Here is a 17,824-nt window from a genome sequence, read left to right on the forward strand (position 1 = left end):
CACGTGCAACCACAGGCGCGGTATCTCCCCGGCCGGACCCGCGCCGGAACGGCCCCCCCCCCGGCCGTGTCCGGGCCGGGGCCGGGCCGTGTCGTGCCGGGCGCGCGGGCCGGGGGCGGGGCCGGGGCCGGCGTCAGCGGAAGAGCATGGAGGCGTCGCCGGCCGCGGTGGTGACCGAGCCGGGGCACAGGAAGCTGCCCGAGACCTTGGTGGCGGTGAAGGCCTGGTTGACGTACTTGCGGGTGGACCCGTCCCGGTTCCAGGTGATGTTCGAGGCCTTGTAGCGGCAGGAGATGAAGCTCTGCCTGCCGGTGATGTCGATGGCGTCCGTCCTGGCGGTGCCGGCGGCGTCGTCGAAGGTGAAGACGGGGTTGTTGTTGAGGGCGGCGGTGATGCCGCCGCCGCAGCTCAGGTTGCCGCCGGGGGTGTTGATGGTCGTGCGGTCGACGGTCAGCGTGCTCGGGGGGTCGGCGCTGGTGTGCGCGTCGGTCCAGGTGCAGGTGTTGCCCGCGACCACGATGGTGCCGTCGAGCCGCTGCTCGGCGGCGGGGCCGAGGGCGCTCGCCGGTACGGCGCCGCCGACGAGCAGCGCGGCCGCCAGGGCGGTCACGCCCGGCCATGTCGAGGTCTTCATGCTGTCGCTCCTCTTCGCCACGTCCTGTGGGGTGTGAAGCGGGGCCTGGGTGGGCCACGCCGGCGTGCACCCGGCGGGCGGTGGTGGTCCGCGTACCGGCCGGGGGAGAGAGCTGGTGAAGCGTACGCCACGGAAGGTCCCACGACCCGCTTGAAATGTCAGGAGCATGCCAAAATTTTGGCCGGATCCGCCCCGTCGCCCGGAGGAGCCCGCTCGAAGGGCTCCCGTGGGCCGCCACCTTCCGCTTCCACGCCCTGCGGGCCCTGCCGGTCACCTTCCGCCCGTAGACCTCCGCCCGTAGACCTCCGCCCGTAGACCGGCCGGCTCGCGTCCGGATGCGGGCCCGCCCGCCCCGGCGGAGGCTGGGCGCATGCACCATGCGCCGATCGTCGTCCACCGGATCGCGCCCGCGGGCGGCCGCCGGGTCTCCCTGCGGGCCGAGGGGCAGGAGTCGATCCTGGGCCTGGCCCGCAGCGACGCCGACGTCATCGAGTTCCTGCGCCGGGCCGGCGTGCCCGATCCCGACGACATCGTCCTCGGCGACTCCCCGCTGATCGAATGGGTGACCGACGACCCGCACGCCTACGAGGCGGAGCCTTCGGACACCGACATTCCCTGAAGCGGCATCCCCTGAAGTGACATCCCCTGAAGTGACATCCCCTGGAGGCGGCAGCCTCTGGGGTGGCGGCCCGCGCCGCGGCGCACCGGGCGGCACCATGGGGGCGGGCGACCCGTTCGGCCGCCCCCGACCGGAGGACCCGGAGGAGAAGGGGAGCCGATGCTGAAGGACTTCGCCGACCTGTCCACCCCGCTCGTCGCCGACGCGTGCGTGCGCACCGGGCTGCCGCTGCGCGTCGCGCCACCCGGCATCGGCGCGGTCGTCACCGGGCACCGGATCGCCGGGCCCGCGCTGCCGGTACGCCACTACGGCAGCGTCGACGTCTTCCTGGAGGCGTTCGACGGCGCCCGGCCCGGCGACGTCCTGGTGATCGACAACGGCGGCCGCACCGACGAGGCCTGCGTCGGCGACCTGGCCGCACTGGAGGCCGACCGGGCGGGCCTCGCGGGCCTGGCGGTGTGGGGGCTGCACCGCGACACGCCGGAGCTGGCGGAGATCGGCCTCCCCGTCTTCAGCTACGGATCCGTCCCGGCCGGTCCCGTACGGCTGGACGAGCGGGAGCCGGAGGCGCTGGTCAGTGCCCGGTTCGGGGCGCACCTGGTGACCGGCGGGGACGTCGTCCTCGGTGACGCGGACGGGGTGCTGTTCGTCGCCGCCGACCGGGTGGAGGAGGTACTGGACGCCGCCCGGCGGATCCGGGACACCGAGCGCGAACAGGCCCGCAGGATCCGCTCGGGCGACACCCTCCGCCGGCAGACGGCCTTCGCCGACTACCTCGTCCTGCGGGAGGCCGACCCCTCGTACACCTTCCGCCGGCACCTGCGGCGGATCGGCGGCGCCATCGAGGAATAGATCGGGGAGTGGATCGGGGGAGTGGCGTGAAGAGCGGCGTGCCCGGGGCACCGGACCGGCTACGATGCACCGCCACCGATCGAGGAGGAACGTGTGTCCGCTGCGTCGAGCTATGCGTCCGGGGTCTGTGAAGTGCCGCTGCTGGGCGACACGATCGGGGAGAATCTGGACCGCACCGTACGCCGCTTCCCCGGCCGTGACGCGCTCGTCGAGGCCGCCACCGGGCGCCGCTGGACGTACGCGGAGTTGGCCGCCGATGTCGACGCAGTCGCCCTCGGCCTGCTCGGCCTCGGCGTCGTCAAGGGCGACCGGGTCGGCATCTGGGCTCCCAACCGCGCCGAGTGGACGCTGGTGCAGTACGCCACCGCCAAGCTCGGCGCGATCCTCGTCACCGTCAACCCTGCCTACCGGGCCCACGAGTTGGAGTACGTGCTGCGGCAGTCGGGGATGCGGATGCTGGTCGCCGCGGACCGCTTCAAGACCTCCGACTACGCCGCCATGATCGAGGAAGTGCGGCCGCGCTGCCCGGAGTTGGAGTTCACCGTCCTGCTGGACGGGCCCGACTGGACGGCCTTGCTGGAGCGGGGCCGCGGCGGCGATCCGGCCGAACTGGCGCGCGCGGGGGCCGGGCTGGGCCCGGACGACCCGGTCAACATCCAGTACACGTCGGGGACCACCGGCTTCCCCAAGGGTGCGACCCTGTCGCACCACAACATCCTCAACAACGGTTTCTTCGTAGGCGAGTTGTGCCACTACACCGAGCGGGACCGGGTGTGCATCCCGGTTCCGTTCTACCACTGTTTTGGCATGGTCATGGGAAACCTGGCCTGCACGAGTCACGGTGCGACGATGGTGATTCCCGCCCCCTCCTTCGACCCGGCGGCCACCCTCGCCGCGGTCGAGGCCGAGCGGTGCACCTCGCTGTACGGCGTCCCCACCATGTTCATCGCCGAACTGGCCGATCCGGGCTTCTCCGGGTACGACCTGTCCAGTCTGCGGACCGGCATCATGGCCGGCTCGCCGTGCCCGGTGGAGGTGATGAAGGAGGTCATCGACCGCATGGGCATGACCGAGGTGTCCATCTGCTACGGGATGACGGAGACCTCCCCGGTGTCGACGCAGACCCGCGCCGCCGACTCCCTCGAACGCCGGGTCTCCACCGTCGGCCGGGTCGGGCCGCACCTGGAGGTCAAGGTCGTCGACCCGCAGACCGGCCGGACCGTCCCGCGCGGCGAGCCGGGGGAGCTGTGCACCCGCGGCTACTCGGTGATGCTCGGCTACTGGGGCGAACCGGAGCGCACCGCCGAGGCGGTCGACGCGGCGCGCTGGATGCACACCGGGGACCTCGCGGTCATGGACGACGACGGCTACCTGAGCATCACCGGCCGGATCAAGGACATGGTGATCCGCGGCGGGGAGAACGTGTATCCCCGGGAGGTCGAGGAGTTCCTCCACGCCCACCCGGACGTCCTGGACGTCCAGGTCATCGGCGTGCCCGACGCCAAGTACGGGGAGGAGCTGATGGCGTGGGTGCGGATGCGCGACGGCGCCGCGCCGCTGACCGCGGAGGCCGTCCGCGCGTACTGCCGCGGACGGCTGGCCCACTTCAAGATCCCGCGCTACGTCCACGTGGTGCAGGAGTTCCCGATGACCGTCACCGGGAAGGTCCGCAAGGTCGAGATGCGCGAGATGGCCGCCCGCCTGCTGGACCTCCCCGTGTGACGTGCACCGCGGCGCGGGAGAGGTGACGGCGGTTCAGTCGCGCGGCGACAGCTCGGCCATGGTGTTCCAGCCCTGGCCGGGCACCTCGACGTGGATGATCTCCGGCCGGGTGGCGATGGCGCCGGCCATCGTCTCCATGCCGGCCTTGAAGTGGTCCGACGCGACGTGCGCGGCGCCCGCCTCGGCGTCGGCGAAGCCCTCGAGGAGCGTGTACTTGGTGGGGTCGTCGACGCTGCGCGACCAGTCGTAGAAGAGGTTGCCCGGCTCGCTGCGGGTGGCCCGGGTGAAGTCGTCGACGATCGTGAGCCAGTCGTCGCTGAACTCGGGACGGACGTCGAACCTGACGGCGATGAAGATCATGCGGCCAGCCTGGCAGACGGCGCCCGGGCGGCGCAGCCGGGCGGGCCCGTTTTCCGGCATCGTCGGAAACTCCGCGGTCCGAGGTCAGCGGCGGTCCGCGGCCTGCACCTCTTCGGCGGTCCGGACGAGGGCGGTGCGGACCTCCCGGGTCCGCCGCCGGAACTCCGCGGTCGGCAGCGACACCGACAGGGCGTGCACCGCGTCGCCGCCACCGGCACCGCCACCGCCACCGCCGCGGCCGCCGGGCCCGCCCGACCCGCGCGGCAGGGCGACGGCCACGCAGGTGTACGCGGGATCGGCCTCCCCGACCGACACGGCGAAGCCCTGCCCCCGCACCCGGGACAGCTCGGCCTCCAGCACGTCGGCACGGGTGATGGTGGCCCCGGTCAGCCGGGCCATCCCGTGCTCGGCCAGATACCGCCGCAGCGCCGGCCGCGGCAGCTCGGCCAGCAGCACCTTGCCGTGCGCGGTGGCATGGGCCCGGGTCTCCCGCCCCGGAGTGAACGGGTTGCCGGTGTCCGTGACCGGCGCCGTCGTGTCGACCACCGTGATCAAGCCGCCCCGGTACGCGGTGTAGTACGCCTCGGCTCCGGTCGCGCGGCGCAGCCGGGCCAGCACGTCCGCCATGCGCGGGGCCGGCTCCAACTGCCGCAGCAGGCTCCGGTGCAGCCCGGGGATCCGGGGCCCCAGCACGTACCCCTGCGCGGTGCGCACCAGGTAGCCGCGCTCGGTGAGCGGGGCCAGCAGGTGGTAGGCCGTGGACAGCGAGCACTCCAGCCTGCGTGCCAGGGTCTTCGCACTGACCGGCCCGCCGCCCGTGTCGGCGACGGCGTCGAGGATCGCCAGTGCGCGGTCGACGGACTGCGGACCGGTACCGGGACCGGTGGACGGCGGCATGGCGGTTCCCCAGGGCGGACGGCAGGACAGGCGTACGAGCCTACGGCGCCCGGCGGCGTTCATCGAACGTTGACCGGATGCAAAGGAGTGCCGGGCAGAGTCGTGGCATGGACAGCGAACGCACCCGCGCCACCACGGCAGCACCGCACGGCACCGGCACGGCACCCGACCTCACCGGCATCCGGCTCGCCCACCGGGCGATGCTCGCCGACATCGACCGCCTCGCCGGGCTGCTCGCCGGCCTCGCCTCGGCCGGGCGTCCGGTGCCCGCAGGGCGGGCCGCCGCCATCGCCGCGTACGTGCACCGCTACCACGCCGCCGTACGGGGCCACCACCGCGGCGAGGACCGGATCCTGTGGCCGGTGATCCTCGACGCCGCACCCGATGCGGCCGACACCGTCGCCGGCCTGGTCCGCTTCGCCGACGACCACGAGGCGCTCGACGCCCTCCAGGCCGCCTGCGACACGGCCGCGGACCGCTTCGCCGACGATCCGGACCGCCACGTACGGGATCTGGCCCGCCTCCTCGCCCGGCAGCGGGACCTCCTCGCCCGGCACGTCGCCGCCGAGGAGGAGCACCTGCTCCCGCTGATCACCCGCCGGGTGCCCGGCACCGCGTACGCCGCCGCCGAGGCCGGCATCCGCTCCGCGGACCGCTCGGCGGACCCGGCCTGGGCCCGCGGCTGGATGCTCAGCCACGCCACCCCCGGCGAGCTGGACCGCCTGCTGCCCCGCGGCACCGCGGACCCCGCCGCCGTACGGCCGCTGCTGCGCGCATACGCCGACGAGGCGGAGGCCGTCTTCGCGGGCTGACGGCAGCCCCGCCCGCCGCCGCCCCAGGTCCGCAGGTACGACGCCCCGTTTCGGTGGCCGGGGAAGGTGGCTGGTGCGTCGCCGGGGTGCTCGGGTCTGCGGGGTGGCGTTGCGCCGGGCGGGCGTGTGCAGTCCGGCCCCCGTGTTGGCGGTCCGGGTGCGGGCCGGGCCGCCGGGCGGGCGGTTCGGATCCGGGTCAGGGGCGGGGGGACTTGCCGCGGACCGTGTTGCCGGTGATCGTGCCGTCCTCGCCGTTCAGGGTCACGGCGTGGCGGACGCCGTCGGGGCCGAGGACCACCGCCAGCCAGGCGCTCTTGCCGCCCTCCTGCGGCACTGCGCGCAGCGCCTCGACCTTGCCGCCCTCCACGGCGGCAGCCGCCTTCTCCACGGCCTGCGCGGCCGGCAGCGCCGGCAGCGGCACCGGGGCCTTGGCGATGCCGCCCTCGCCCCGGCCCGGCTTCACGCCCGGTATCGGCCAGCCGCGCTCCCCGTCGACCGCGGGCGGCTCGCCGCCCTTGAACCGCTTCTGCCCGAACGGGCCGTCCACCGGCCCCTCCCCGTGCCGGTGGTGCGCCCGCATCTCCGCGGCGAACATCCCCGGCGCATGCTCCCGGTGGTGGTGCCCGGCCGCGACGGCCACGGCCGCCGCCGCACCGCCGCCGACCGCCGCGACCACCCCGAGCGCCACCCACCGCGTACGCCCCTCGCGGACCAGCCGGGCCATCCGGCCGCGGCTCCCCGCCGCCGGACCGGCCTTCGTCTCGCCCGCTTCCGTCGGGGGCTCGGCAGGCTGGGGGCTGGACTGAGTCATGAGACTGCTCCTCGCGTTCTCCGGGCACCCTGCCCGGCTCGCCGGATCCTGCACAGGCCATGCTGAAGCCCCGCTGAAGCAGGCTGAAGGCCTCTTCAGCAAACCGCCGGGACGACCTGAGAACCTTGACCCCATGCGCGTACTGGTGGTCGAGGACGAACGGCGGCTCGCCGCTGCCCTTCAGCGGGGCCTGCAGGCCGAGGGCTTCTCGGTGGACGTCGCCCACGACGGCCTCGAGGGCCTCTGGCTGGCGTGCGAGCACGACTACGACGCCATCGTGCTCGACATCATGCTGCCCGGCCTCAACGGCTACCGGGTCTGCGCCCGGCTGCGGGCGAGCGGCTGCGAGTCCGGGATCCTCATGCTCACCGCCAAGGACGGCGAGTACGACGAGGCCGAGGCCCTCGACACCGGTGCGGACGACTTCCTCTCCAAGCCGTTCTCCTACGTCGTCCTCGTCGCCCGGTTGCGCGCCCTCGTCCGGCGCACCGGCCGCCGCAGCCCGCAGGTCCTGGAGTTCGGCGACCTGGTCATCGACCCGGCCCGGCAGCGCTGCACCCGCGGCGGCAGCGAGGCCCGCCTGACCTCGCGGGAGTTCGCGGTCCTGGAGTACCTGGCCCGGCGGGCCGGGGAGGTGGTCCCCAAACGGGACATACTGGAGAACGTCTGGGACGCCGCCTACGAGGGCGACCTGAACGTCGTCGAGGTCCACGTCAGCGCCCTGCGCCGGAAGATCGACGCCCCGTTCGGCCGGGCCGCGGTGGAGACCGTCCGCGGAGCGGGCTACCGGCTGGCGGCCGACGGTGGCTGAACCCGCACCCGCGAGCGGCCCCGCCGCACACCGGGGCACCGGCCCCGACCCCGGCCCCGCACCCCGCGGCACCGCCGCCCGGCTCCGTGCGGCGGTACGCCGGCTGCGCCCCCGCTCGGTCCGCGCCCGGGCCACGCTCGGCGCCACCGCCGTGGTGGCCCTGGCCCTCGGCGCCGCCTCCTTCGCCCTGCTGGGCATCCTGGACGGCAGGCTCGTACGCGGCGCCCAGGCCGATGCCGAACGGCAGGCCCTCGCCACCGCCGCCCTCGCGGCGCGCGGCCGGCTCGACAGGGTGCTGACCCCGGGCCTCGGCACCGACTTCCTCCAGGTCGTCGACGCCAAGGGCCGCGTCCTCGCCGCCAGCCCGGGCCTGGCCGGCCGCCCCCCGCTGACCCCGACCCGCCCCGGCAAGCCGGGCACCGTCCGCAACACCTGGAAGCCCGCCCCGGCACGCGGCGAACACCGCCTCCGCGTCGTCCAGGTCACCACCGTCACGGAGGAGGGGCTCGTCACCGTCTACGCGGGGACCTCCCTGCGGCAGGCCGATGCCGCGGACGAGACGATCACCGCCGTCCTGGCCGTGGCCGTGCCGCTGCTCGTCCTCACCGTGGCCCTGGTCACCTGGCGGGTGACGGGCTGGGCGCTGCGCCCCGTCGAGGCGATCCGCGCAGAGGTCGCCGAGATCAGCGAACGGGACCTGCACCGCAGGGTGCCCGTACCGCGCAGCCAGGACGAGGTGGCCCGGCTCGCCGTCACGATGAACGCCACCCTGGACCGGCTGGAGGCCGCAGGGATCCGCCAGCGCCGGTTCATCGCCGACGCCTCGCACGAACTGCGCAGCCCCATCACGGTGCTGCGCACCCAGCTGGAGGTCGCCCAGGCCCACCCCGACCCGGCGCTGTGGGGGGAACTGGTCGGCGGCGCGCTGGAGGACACCGTACGGCTCCAGGACCTCGCCTCCGACCTGCTCCTGCTGGCCCGGCTCGACACCTCGGAGCCGGCGCCGGACTCCGCGGTCGACCTTGCCGAGGTGGCCCGGGAGGCGGTCCGGGCCCGCCGCCGCGACCGCATCCCCGTCGACCTGGAGATCGCCGACGAGGCCACCGTGCGCGGCAGTACGCTCTGGCTCTCCCGGCTCGTCACCAACCTGCTGGACAACGCGCAGCGCCACGCCGAGCAGCAGGTCCTGCTGTCGCTGCGCGTCGACCGGGGCCGCGGCACGGCCGTCGTGGAGGTACGGGACGACGGTCCGGGCATCCCGGCCGCCGACCGCGAGCGGGTCTTCGAGCGGTTCACCCGCCTCGACGACGCCCGCAGCCGCGACGAGGGCGGCACCGGCCTGGGCCTGGCGATAGCGCGGGACATCGCCACCCGTCTCGGCGGCACCCTCGCCGCCCTGGACTCCCCGGCCGGCGCCCGCCTGGTGGCGGCTCTCCCCCTGGACACGGCGGCCCTGGACACGGCGGCCCTGGACACGGCGGCCCTGGACACGGCGGCCCTGGACACGGCGGCCCTGGACACGGCGGCCCGGGACACCGCGCGCCGGGGCGTTGTGGGCCTGGACACGCCGCCCCCGGGGACCCGGCCGCCGGACCGCGGCTGACCTGCGGCCACTGCACGGCGGGTCCGGCCGGGCCGCCTTCCCCGGCGAATCTGATTGTTCCCCGTTCTGCTTTTTCCGCGCCTGTCCATCTCTGTTCACTCCATGCTTGCCTCGGCTCTTGAAGGGGGGCGTGAGACACCGCCAAGGGCCGAGTCCCGAACGGAATTCGCCCATGGCGCAAGCAGCCGGAGGACGGCGCGATGAAGAACAACCGGATGATCGTCACGGTGGTGGCGCTCTTAGCGATCTTCGCCTTCAGCGTGGTGATGGTGGTGGCGGGCCAGCCCGTCGCGGCGATCACCGCGCTGATCCCGTCGGCCGCCCTCGCCGTGCAGCAGATCGTGCAGGCCGGCACGGGAGCGGCCGAGGGCCGGCGTGAGCGGCGGCCCACCCCGCAGCCCGAGCGGGAAGAGGAGGCGCAGGGATGACCGTCCCCTCGGCACCCCGGGACGTGCCCCAGGACAGGCGGGGCAAGCGCGGGCGGCGGCTCGGGCCCATCGCCGACGGCACCGGCGCGGCGCACCGGGCCTGGCTGGAGCCGCTGCGCCACGCCTTCCACGGCAGCGGCCTCACCCTCGACGAGCTCCAGGCCCGCACCGGCTGGCCCAAGTCGCACATCTCCGAACTGCTGCGCGCGGTCGAGCGCTACCCGCGCTGGGCCTTCGTCCGCACCGTCCTCACGGTGCTGAAGCCCCGGGTGTCGTACGAGGCGATGCGGCTGCGATGGGTGCTGGCGGCGCGCGACGCGGGCAAGCGGACCTCGTGGATCAGGGACTGCCTCCACGAGGCCGGCGGCGCAGGAGCCGGTGGCGCCGGAGCCGGCGGCCGCGCCGCCCCCGCGGGCCCGGTCCCCCTGGACTACCTGGCCTTCCAGGAGATGCACCGCCCGCACTACACCCGCTACGCGGCCGCGTTCCTGCGCCGGCCCGCCCTCGTCGAGAAGGCCGTCGGCGACGTCTTCACCCTCCTGCTGCTGCTCTGGCACGACGCGCTGGCCAGCGAGAACCCCGAACGGTTCGCCTGGCCGATGCTGCGCCAGACCGTGCTCGAACACGCCCCGAAGGAGAACGGCCGCCCCTCGCTCGCGCTGGCCGCCTTCGACACCGTCGCACTGGACACCGCCCCCGACCCGGTCGGCCAGGTCGAGGAGACCATGGCCCTGTTCCGGGCCGTGGCCGAACTGGCGCCCGTCCAGCGGGACGTCGTCGTCCTGCTGCACCTGTGCGGCCTGGAGGACACCCAGGTGGCGGACGAGCTGGGGGTCTCCCTCGCCTCCGTGCGCTCCACCGCGCGGCACGCCAGGCGCAACCTGGACACGATCCTGCACCCGATGGGCACCGCCGAGGAGGGACACCCCCGTGGCCTCGACCATTGACGAACTGCTCGCCCGCGCCCGCCTCCACGACGCCGCGTACCCGCCCGCCGACATCACCGACCTCGCCCGCACCGCCGGCCCCGCGACCGCGGCCGAATCCGTTCCCGCGGACGCGTACTCCGGCGCCCCGGGCCACCCGGCCGGGCCCCCGGCCCCCGCCGCCGACCGGCAGCGGGCCATGCGGGGCGCCGCGGACGACCTCCAGGCCCTCTGCGAGACGGCCGTCACCAGCGCAGCCGTCAGCGCGCTGGGCGGCGGCTTCCTCACCCAGACGCTGCCCCAGCCCTCCGGTGCGCGCGTCCTGGGCTGCATCCTGCTGCTCACCGACGCCGAGGACTCCGCCCGCTTCTGGTGGCAGTACGCGGCCGGCGCCGGGGACTCGATCGCCACGCACTGCCTGTACCTCCACCACCTGGCCCTCGGCGAGAACCGGCAGGCGGTGTGGTGGCGCCGCCAGACCGCCCCGGCCGGCGACTGCGGCCTGCCCGCCGTCCCGCGGACACCGCGGGCCGACCGGACGGACGGGCCGGTACAGGGGCAGGGGCAGGGGGAGGCGCCGGGGCAGGGGCCCGGGCCCGGCCGGGCGACGGTCGACGCCGTCATGGAGTACGTCTCCGCCGCGGTCCGCTATGTCGACGACGATCTCGAACTCCCCCTGCCCGCACCGGACTTCAGTGAGCGGATCCGGGCCATCACGGCCGCCGGCGGCCCGTCGGCCTGAGGCAGGTCCGTCACCCGCTCGCCGCCACGCCCGGAAGCGGCGGCCGACTCACCGCTGCACGCCGGTGAGCCCCGCCGGGGCCCGGCCGCGTCAGCCGCGCTCCGGCAGGTCCGCCTCCGCCGGAGCGGGCCTCGCCGTCGCCGCGAAGCCGCGGCCGGGCCTCCCCGCGGCGGACTTCCCGCCGCAGAAGACGGCTTCGAGCGTGCCGCCCAGCGCGGTGTTGGCCTCGCCCCGGTTCGAGGTGTTGGCCATGGCGGCCAGCGCGCGCCGCCCGTCGCGGGTGGCGAAGGCGTAGGTGTAGTAGCCCTGTACCGTTCCCGTGTGGCCGTACACCTGCACTCCGCAGGTCAGGTCGTAGCGCCGCAGCCCGAGCCCGTAGAACCGGGTGCGCGCGGCGTCGGTCGGGCTCATCACGAGCATCGCGTCCAGCATCCGCGGCGGCAGCAGCCGGCCCCCGAGCAGCGCGGACATGAAGGTGTTCAGGTCGGCCGGGCTGGAGATCATCGCCCCGGCGGCCTGCGCCCAGGACGCCGTCTGCTCGGTGGAGTCCACCAGCGGCGCCCCCGCCTCGTCGGGGTGGAGGTAGCCGCGCACGTGCCGCCCGGGGACCGCCGTGGCCGGGTGCACGTACGCGGTGTGGTTCAGCCCCAGCGGCTTGATGACGCGGCGCTCGTACTCCTGCGCCAACCCGTGCCCGGTGGTCTTCTCGATGAGCATGCCGACGACCGCGAAGTTGGTGTTCGAGTACGCGTACGCCGCCCCCGGCTGCGTGGTGCGCGGCTCGCGCAGCGAGAGGCGGACGAGGTCCCGCGGGGTGAACACCCTGTTCCGGACGGCCTCGAAGCCGGGCACGGTGCGCTCGAACATCGCGTGCGTGTAGTCGGCCAGCCCGCTGCGGTGGGACAGCAGGTGGCGCACCGTGATCCGGTCGCCGTCGGGCAGCAGCCCGGGCAGGTGCCGCCCGACCGGGTCGTCCAGGCCCAGCCGCCCCTCGGCCACCAGTTGCAGCAGGACGACCGCGGAGAACGTCTTGGTGACACTGCCGATCCGGAAGCGGGCCTGGGGATCCATCGCCGCGCCGTCGGCCCGGTCCCGCACCCCCACCGCCTTGGCCACGGGCCGGCCCGGTCCGGTGAAGCGGGCCATGGCCCCGGGCGCGCCGGCCGCCGTCGTGCTGCGCAACGCCCGTACGAGCGCGTCGAGGTCGGGCCTCGGCGCCGGCGCGGTGGAGATCCCGGCGGGCGTCGCGGCCGGCTGGTTCACGGCGGCGTGGGCGGTGGCGGCCGGCGCCACGGCGGCCACTGCGGCCAGCAGGGCGGCGCCGACGGTCAGGCGGCGGTGGGCGGGCAGGCGCACGGTGCTCCTCGGCTGATGCGGAGACGGGAGGGAGGGGGAGGGGGACGGAGGATGAGGGGGAGGGGGGAGGACGGAGGATGAGGGGAGGGGGAGGAGGGGGGATCGTACGGCTCGCCCGGGGGCGTGCCGTGCACCGCAACGCGTCAGAAGGAGCAGGTGGGCACGCCTTCCAGCCATGCAGGCCCCTGGATGTAGATGTTCGTCATCCACGCCTTGTAGTCGGGCAGATAGGACCAGGCGTCGTTGGTGTAGCCGTCCGAGGTCACCTTCTCGGCGTGCTTCTGGCACTGGACGCGGATCGTCGTCGGCCCCGGGAAGGCGTAGACGCGGCCGGCCGAGGTGGACGGGAGGGCCTTGGTCCAGACACCGGTGCCCCACGTCCGGAAGAGGGATCCCGTTACGGGCCCGGTGTTGACGCGCACCGCCCCGTAGTAGTCGCCGGACAGCCGGACGTCACTGACCATCAGCTTGGTGCCGGACTGCCTGGCCTCCGCCATCCGGCCCGCCCCCAGGTAGACGGCGATGTGGTGCAGGTGCGGGGAGGTCCCCCACACGAGCAGGTCGCCGGGGAGGAGCGGCGCGAGGCCCTGGCCGGCCGTGAAGCGCTCGGCCGCGCGGTGCGTGTAGTACTGGGAGGACGCGGTGCCGTTCAGGATGTCCGAGCCGGTGGCCCGCGCATAGGCGTACCGGACCAGGCCGGAGCAGTCGAAGCCGAGCCGTTCCGGATCGTGCTCGCTGGCCGGGTCGGTGGGGTCCACCTGGCCGTACGTGGCACCCGGCTCCGGGCCGTGACCACCGCCCCAGGTGTACCAGACGCCGGCCGCGACCTGTTCGCAGGCGGCGGCGACCGCCCGTTCGGCCGCCGGGGAGGCGCCCGGGGCCAGGACCCGGCACGCGGTGTCGGCGGCGGCCGGGGCCGCGCCGGGCGCCCACAGGAGGACGGCCAGGAGTGCGATGAGCGTGCCGATGGAAGCGAACCGGCGAAGCATGCGGGACCCCGTTTCTGTTGCCGCGACGCGTACGGCACGAGCCTGCTGGCAGCGCGCCCGCGGCGTCGAGATCCGGGCGTCACCCCACCCGTACGGGCAACGGGAAACCCGCGGGAAACCCCTGCCGGTCAGGGCCTTTCGGCGCAGCGCGCCGCGGACTCCCGCGTGTCCGCCGGGCCGTCGGACAATCCGCCTGACGGATGGTCGGACGATCCGTCGGGCGGGTTGCCGGGCGGGTTGCCGGACGGCCCGTGCGCTGCGACGAGCCGGCAGGCGGCCGCCAGCCGGGCCGCGGGGTCCGGGTCCCACAGCCGGACCGTGCCGTCGGTGCTGCTGCTGGCCACCGTCCGTCCGTCGGGCGAGAAGACCACGCCCCACACCGCGTTCACATGACCCGTCAGGGCGGCCCACAGCCGCCGCCCGGGCACGTCCCACAGCCGCACCGTGCGGTCGTTGCCGCTGCTGGCCAGGATGCGGCCGTCGGGGGAGAAGGCGATGCCCCGGGCGGCGCCGACGTGTCCGGCCAGCACCGCCGTGACCGCGTGCCGCCGCACGTCCCACAGGCGTACGGTGCCCTCGTTGCCGCTGCTCGCCAGGCTCCGCCCGTCCGGGGCGAAGGCCACGGCCCGCACCGCGCCCGCGTGCCCGGTGAGGGTGGCCAGCGGCGCCCGGCCCGCCACGTCCCACAGCCGGACCGTCAGATCGTCCCCGGCGCTCGCCAGGGTGCGCCCGTCGGGGCTGAACACCACGTCGTTGGCGTAGTCGGTGTGGCCGGTGAGGGTGGCCAGGGGCGCCCGCCCGGGCACGTCCCACAGCCGGACCGTGCGGTCGGACGACGCCGAGGCGAGCGTCCGCCCGTCCGGGGCGAAGGCCACCGCGTACACGATGCCGCCGTGGCCGGTGAGCGTGGCCGGCGGCGTACGCGCGGCGACGTCCCACAGCCGGACCGTGCCGTCCGAGCCGGCCGAGGCCAGGGTCCGCCCGTCCGGGGAGAACGCCACCCCGTACACGGCCTCCGTGTGCCCCTCGAACACCGCGGCCGGCCGCCGCCCGGGCACGTCCCACAGCCGCACCGTGCGGTCCCCGTCGGCGGTGGCCAGCAGCTTCCCGTCCGGGCTGTACGCGGCGTGCCAGACCTCGGCGAACGGCCGGGAGGCCAGCACCGGACCGCGCAGGTCCCACAGCACCACGGACTGGTCGAAGGAGGCCGTGGCCAGTACCGCCCCCGCCGGGTCCACGGCGAGGGCGAGCACGTAGTCGGTGTGGCCCGACAGCGTGGCCGTCGGCCGGCCGCTGCGCACGTCCCACAGCCGGGTGGCGCCGTCGCCGCCGGCACTGATGACCGTCGTGCCGTCCGGGGTGTAGGCGACGGCGTTGACATCGTCGCTGTGCCCGGTCAGCGTCGCGGTCGCCCGCCGCTCGGCAACGTCCCACAGCCGCACCGTACGGTCGCTGCCGCCGCTGGCCACGCTCCGCCCGTCCGGGGCGAAGGCCACGCCCAGCAACCCGCTGGTGTGCCCGCGCAGGACGGCGGCCGGACGGTCCCCGGCCACGTCCCACAGCCTCACCGTCTGGTCGGCGCCGGCCGAGGCCAGGGTCCGGCCGTCCGGCGCGTACGCCAGCGCCTCGACCCTCCCCGTGTGCCCGGTCAGGATGCGCGGCATGCCCGCGCCGCCCGCCGGATCCCGCAGCTGCACCGTGCCGTCGGCGGCCGCCACGGCCAGGGTGCGCCCGTCGGGGGAGAACGCCAGGGCCCGGGCGCCCGCCGTCTGCGCCGGGAGCTCGGCCGTGAGGCGCCCCGTGGTGTCCCACAGCCGTACGGGGCCTTCGGTGGAGGTCGCCGCGAGGGTGCGGCCGTCGGGGCTGAAGGCGACCGAGCGGACCCGCCCGGGCATGGTCAGGGTCGCGGCCGTCCGCCGGTCGGAGACCCGGCGCAGCAGCACCTTCCCGTCGGAACCGGCCGTCGCCAGCAGCCGGCTGCCCGGGGCGAAGGCCACCGCGTTGACCGGGCCGCTGTGCCCGGCCAGCCGGGCCAGGAAGGGCTGGGCCTGGGTGCTCAGCAGCGCCCCGCGCGCCTGCGGGGTCGCCTCCGTGCGGTACGCCTCCTCGGCGAGCCGCATCGACGCCTCGGGCCGGCCGGCCGCCAGCGCGGCCGACTCCGCGGCCAGCGCGTGCGACCGGGCGACGCGCTCCTGGCCGAGGGCCTGCGCCCGCTGCCGGTACGCGACACCGCCCGCGGCCACGGCCAGGACCAGCAGCACCAGCAGCAGCGCCAGCATCCGCTGCCGGCGCCGGACCTGGCGCCGGGCCTGCGTGCGCCTGGCCTCCTCGGCGGCCGCGCTCGCGCCCAGGAACTCCGCCTCCAGCGGGGTGAGCCGACTCCGGCCGTCGAGCTCCTCGGCCCAGGACCGGGCGGTCTCCAGCCGGGTCCCGCGGTGCAGGACGGACGGGTCGCGGCCCTCGCGCACCCACGCGGCGGCGGCCTCGGCGAGCTGGCGGTGGATCAGCAGGCCGTCCCCGTCCGCGTGGATCCAGCCGTGCAGCCGGGGCCAGGCGTGCAGCAGGGCCTCGTGGGCGATCTCCACGGTGTCGCGGTCCGCGGTGACGAGCCGGGCCCCCACGAAGGCGTCCAGCGCCCGCGCGGCCGGCGCCGCCGCGTCCGCGAACTGCTCCAGCAGCGCGGCCCGGCCCATCCGGCGCCGGGTCGCCGCCGTGCCGTCGGCGACGTGGACCAGGGCCACCAGGATCCGGCGCACCATCCGCTGCTCCGCCGGGTACAGCCGGGCGAACACGCTCTCGGCGGTCTGCGCGACGGCACCCTGGATGCCGCCGGTGCGCTCGTACCCCGCGACGGTCAGCACCGCCCCCTCGCGCCGCTGCCACGTGGCCAGCAGCGCGTGCGACACCAGCGGAAGCGCGCCGGCAGGGGCCGCCGCCCGCCCGGCCCCGGCCGCGTCGGCGAGGCCGTCGCGTACGCCGGCGTCCCGCAGCAGAACGGGCACCAGGCCGGGTTCGAGGGCGAGCCCGGCACGCTCCGCCGGGCGGACGACGGCCTCCTTGAGCTCGGCCACGGACATGGGCGGCAGGACGAACAGGCCGTCGGTGAAGACCGCGGCGAGCTCGGGGAGGTCCAGGCAGCTGCCGGAGAAGTCGGCCCGCAGGCCGAGGACCACGACGGCGGCATCCTGCCGCTCCGCCTCCGCCTCCGCCTCCTGTTCCGATTCCGGTGCGGGTTCCGGGCGGGCCGTGGCCAGGACGCACAGCACGCGGATGAAGGCGTGCCGCTCCTCCTCGTCACCGCAGAGGGTGAAAACCTCCTCGAACTGGTCGACGAGCAGTACCAGCCGGACCGTACGCCCCCGCTGCCGCCCGACCGCCTCCAGGAGCCGCTCGGGCCGGTCCGCCAGCTCCTGCGGGGTGATGCCGGGATCGCCGCCCAGCACCTTCGCGGTGCAGTCCAGCACCTCCTGGAGGGGATGCGCAGTCGGGGTGAACCGTACGACCGGCCACGATGCGGCGCCGGCCGCCGGGAAACCCCCGCGGCGCCGCAGCGCCGGCAGCAGACCGGCGCTCAGCAGCGAGGACTTGCCCGCGCCCGACCGGGCCACGAGCAGCAGCGGGCCGCAGCCGATCCGTTCGAAGACCCGCTCGACGAGCGCGGCCGTCGCACGCTCCCGGCCGAAGAACCGGTCCGCGTCCCGGTCGGTGAACGCCGCCAGGCCCCGGTAGGGGCACTCGCCGTCCGACTGCGGGACGGACCCCGAACCGGCCGCGGACCTCGTGCCCGCGCCGGGGCCCGCGCCGGGGGCACGGGCGGGGGTGGCGGCCCGGGCCGCGGACGCCTCCGCCTCCGCCTCCCGGGCCAGTCGCAGCAGCGTGCCGTCGGCCTCCAGCACCCGGTCGCAGCGCAGCGCCACGTCCACGGTGACCCGCTTGGCACCGGTCTCGATCTTGCTCAGGTAGCCCTTGCTGTAGTGCGTCTGGCGGGCCAGGCCCGCCAGCGACAGGCCCCGCTCCACCCGCAGCCGGCGCAACTGCGCCGGGAACGCCGCCGCCGCACCGCCGCCGTCGGCCGCCGCCGGTACGGGTGTCTGCGCTGCTGCGGACGGGTCGGGCTGGTCAGTGGTGTTCCGTCCGCGCTCCGGGTCCGGGTCCCCCACGGCATCCCCCACGGCAGTGTGCGCCCAGGTCGTGAGATGGCAGACCCAGGCTACAGCGGGGGCCGGGCGGTCCGGCGTGCACCGCGTCCGGTGTGGCGGAAA

The 17,824-nt window shown here is 75.5% G+C and carries 16 protein-coding genes; 9 read left to right on the forward strand and 7 right to left on the reverse strand.

Annotation, left to right across the window (positions count from 1 at the left end; genetic code table 11):
• Nucleotides 1-133: 133 nt before the first annotated feature.
• Nucleotides 134-634 carry a hypothetical protein gene (locus AC068A_RS09525; protein WP_478583058.1) on the reverse strand — a complete coding sequence of 167 codons (501 nt, stop codon included), beginning with the start codon at nt 632-634 and terminating at the stop codon, nt 134-136.
• 370 nt (nt 635-1,004) lie between these two features.
• Here AC068A_RS09525 and AC068A_RS09530 point away from each other — a divergent pair, with 370 nt between their 5' ends.
• The 3 genes from AC068A_RS09530 (at nt 1,005) to AC068A_RS09540 (ending at nt 3,827) form a co-directional block, all read left to right on the forward strand.
• Nucleotides 1,005-1,253 (forward strand): hypothetical protein, encoded by a 249-nt coding sequence (locus AC068A_RS09530; protein ID WP_478583060.1) that lies wholly within the window; start codon nt 1,005-1,007, stop codon nt 1,251-1,253.
• A 159-nt stretch (nt 1,254-1,412) separates the two neighbouring features.
• The gene (locus AC068A_RS09535; RefSeq protein WP_478583062.1) at nt 1,413-2,105 is read left to right on the forward strand and encodes an RraA family protein; all 693 of its coding nucleotides are present in this window, start codon (nt 1,413-1,415) and stop codon (nt 2,103-2,105) included.
• Nucleotides 2,106-2,198: 93 nt separating this feature from the next.
• Nucleotides 2,199-3,827: an AMP-binding protein gene (locus AC068A_RS09540; protein WP_478583064.1), complete on the forward strand. Its 1,629-nt coding sequence runs from the start codon at nt 2,199-2,201 to the stop codon at nt 3,825-3,827.
• Between the two features lie 33 nt (nt 3,828-3,860).
• Here the strand turns inward: AC068A_RS09540 and AC068A_RS09545 are convergent, their stop codons facing one another.
• The gene (locus AC068A_RS09545) at nt 3,861-4,187 is read right to left on the reverse strand and encodes a putative quinol monooxygenase (protein WP_478583066.1); all 327 of its coding nucleotides are present in this window, start codon (nt 4,185-4,187) and stop codon (nt 3,861-3,863) included.
• Nucleotides 4,188-4,271: 84 nt separating this feature from the next.
• Nucleotides 4,272-5,084, reverse strand: coding sequence for an IclR family transcriptional regulator (locus AC068A_RS09550; protein WP_478583068.1), 813 nt, complete (start codon nt 5,082-5,084; stop codon nt 4,272-4,274).
• Nucleotides 5,085-5,191: 107 nt separating this feature from the next.
• Between AC068A_RS09550 and AC068A_RS09555 the strand changes: the two genes are divergently transcribed.
• Entirely contained in the window at nt 5,192-5,896 is a 705-nt protein-coding gene (locus AC068A_RS09555; RefSeq protein ID WP_478583069.1) for a hemerythrin domain-containing protein, read from the forward strand.
• Between the two features lie 196 nt (nt 5,897-6,092).
• On the opposite strand, the gene AC068A_RS09560 is transcribed toward AC068A_RS09555, so the two are convergent.
• On the reverse strand, nt 6,093-6,707 hold the full coding sequence (locus AC068A_RS09560) for a hypothetical protein (protein ID WP_478583072.1): 615 nt from the start codon (nt 6,705-6,707) through the stop codon (nt 6,093-6,095).
• 133 nt (nt 6,708-6,840) lie between these two features.
• On the opposite strand from AC068A_RS09560, the gene AC068A_RS09565 reads away from it, so the two are divergent.
• From AC068A_RS09565 to AC068A_RS09585, 5 genes are all read left to right on the forward strand, one after another.
• The gene (locus tag AC068A_RS09565; protein WP_478583073.1) at nt 6,841-7,518 is read left to right on the forward strand and encodes a response regulator transcription factor; all 678 of its coding nucleotides are present in this window, start codon (nt 6,841-6,843) and stop codon (nt 7,516-7,518) included.
• Nucleotides 7,511-9,121: a sensor histidine kinase gene (locus tag AC068A_RS09570; RefSeq protein ID WP_478583075.1), complete on the forward strand. Its 1,611-nt coding sequence runs from the start codon at nt 7,511-7,513 to the stop codon at nt 9,119-9,121. Before AC068A_RS09565 ends, AC068A_RS09570 begins: the two co-directional genes overlap by 8 nt.
• A gap of 200 nt (nt 9,122-9,321) precedes the next feature.
• The gene (locus AC068A_RS09575) at nt 9,322-9,549 is read left to right on the forward strand and encodes a hypothetical protein (protein WP_478583077.1); all 228 of its coding nucleotides are present in this window, start codon (nt 9,322-9,324) and stop codon (nt 9,547-9,549) included.
• Nucleotides 9,546-10,496 (forward strand): sigma factor-like helix-turn-helix DNA-binding protein, encoded by a 951-nt coding sequence (locus AC068A_RS09580; RefSeq protein WP_478583080.1) that lies wholly within the window; start codon nt 9,546-9,548, stop codon nt 10,494-10,496. The genes AC068A_RS09575 and AC068A_RS09580 overlap by 4 nt, the downstream gene beginning before the upstream one ends.
• Complete coding sequence (locus AC068A_RS09585; protein WP_478583081.1) at nt 10,480-11,217, forward strand: hypothetical protein; 738 nt, start codon at nt 10,480-10,482, stop codon at nt 11,215-11,217. The genes AC068A_RS09580 and AC068A_RS09585 overlap by 17 nt, the downstream gene beginning before the upstream one ends.
• Before the next feature lie 90 nt (nt 11,218-11,307).
• Here the strand turns inward: AC068A_RS09585 and AC068A_RS09590 are convergent, their stop codons facing one another.
• From AC068A_RS09590 to AC068A_RS09600, 3 genes are all read right to left on the reverse strand, one after another.
• Nucleotides 11,308-12,573 (reverse strand): serine hydrolase domain-containing protein, encoded by a 1,266-nt coding sequence (locus AC068A_RS09590; protein ID WP_478583083.1) that lies wholly within the window; start codon nt 12,571-12,573, stop codon nt 11,308-11,310.
• A gap of 143 nt (nt 12,574-12,716) precedes the next feature.
• A complete protein-coding gene (locus AC068A_RS09595; RefSeq protein ID WP_478583086.1) occupies nt 12,717-13,562 on the reverse strand; it encodes an NlpC/P60 family protein in 846 nt (281 codons plus the stop codon).
• A 128-nt stretch (nt 13,563-13,690) separates the two neighbouring features.
• Nucleotides 13,691-17,734: an nSTAND1 domain-containing NTPase gene (locus AC068A_RS09600; protein WP_478583088.1), complete on the reverse strand. Its 4,044-nt coding sequence runs from the start codon at nt 17,732-17,734 to the stop codon at nt 13,691-13,693.
• Nucleotides 17,735-17,824 lie beyond the last annotated feature (90 nt).

The organism is Streptomyces sp. NPDC043854, from assembly GCF_056436005.1.